We start from the raw sequence: 1,314 nt of genomic DNA, 5'->3' as shown, positions 1-1,314 counted from the left end.
AATCATATGAAAATTAACGACAAAGATTAGCTGGCAAAGTTGATTCTGAACGACGATTTTCCGGGTTCGCTCGGCGCTGTCATGTAACGTTAGGCGCATTTGCGCAAACGCGGCGCCAGCGGACTGAGTTCGCTCTGCCGAAGATATAACTTTATTCGTGAAAACCAAACGTTCAAATCACCGAAAATGAGCGCTTTGAGCAAATGCGCGGTTGTGCGAGGTTCTCTTATTTTTTAATTGCCACTGAATATTTAGAACGGTCATCAATCTGCTGTTCATAAAAGCTCAGTTCATATAATGGGTTTTTGTAATTGTAAAACTTTACATTTTCATCCTGTTCACTCGTCGTGTTCGAAATAAATTTATAACCGCGATTCAAAGCCTCTCGTAGTAAATTTTGATATTCTGTATTATCGTAAGTTTGATACAAGCATGATGGATTAGCAATATTATCTTTAGGAATTGATAGTGATAAATCAGTATTGCCATTGGAATAAATTAGAACATCGAAATATTCATAATTCGAAGTTCTATTAAAAGTATAGTCATTTTTGTTAGTCCAAATTTCAAATTTCTCACGATTTAGATTTACCAAAAATTCTAGATTTTCAATGGAAAACATAGCGTTTTCAGGTTTTGAGTAAGAATCATAACTTTCATTTATGACATTGCTTTCCACAGAATCTACATCACTAGATGATTCAGTAATTTCGGCGGGAATTGGACTTAATTGTGGAGTTTCTTTCCTTACTGGAGACATGCATGAAACGAAAAGAAGACCAACAATTAACGTAGATAAAATTCTCATTTCAGTTTTATATTAAAATTTAAGTAACACCAAATAATAATAAAGAATACAGCAGAAATTCCAAAACCATATTTGTAATCTTTTTTAAAAGCTTCTTGATAGAAAAACACTTTTGTACGATATTTATCGAATTCCGTTCCTGCGTAATTTAAGTCTCCAACTGTGAAACCGAAGCCCTCGGTTTCTATTTTATTATCAAAGAATGTTTTATAGGAAATTCGAAAAACCTTTGTGTCTGGACTTACATATTTTACAAAAGATATTTTCTCATTATTATCTCTTGGATCATCATGAGCTAGGTAACTAAATTGGCCAAAATGTTCAAGGACAAATAATAATAATGCTCCAAATGCCATTGAAAAAATGAAATTGAAAATTGTACTTCTTCGGATGGTAATAGTTCTCTTCACGGTATAGGTTTTTAGAATCTCGCACAACGTTTCGCGCATTTGCGTGGTCGCGCCAGAGCGAACTGAGTTCTCTCTGCCGAAGATAAACAAAGTTCG

At 34.2% G+C, this 1,314-nt stretch carries 2 protein-coding genes; both read right to left on the bottom strand.

Features of this window, described 5'->3' with window-relative positions; translation table 11 throughout:
- Nucleotides 1–226: 226 nt before the first annotated feature.
- Nucleotides 227–808 (bottom strand): hypothetical protein, encoded by a 582-nt coding sequence (locus BLP55_RS16570; protein ID WP_139149811.1) that lies wholly within the window; start codon nt 806–808, stop codon nt 227–229.
- On the bottom strand, nt 805–1,314 hold a 510-nt coding region (locus tag BLP55_RS16565), incomplete at its 5' end, for a hypothetical protein (protein ID WP_091147525.1). The genes BLP55_RS16565 and BLP55_RS16570, both read right to left, overlap by 4 nt.

This window comes from Flavobacterium caeni (genome assembly GCF_900101895.1).
GTDB lineage: Bacteria > Bacteroidota > Bacteroidia > Flavobacteriales > Flavobacteriaceae > Flavobacterium > Flavobacterium caeni.
This window is presented reverse-complemented; position numbering and strand designations above follow the sequence as displayed.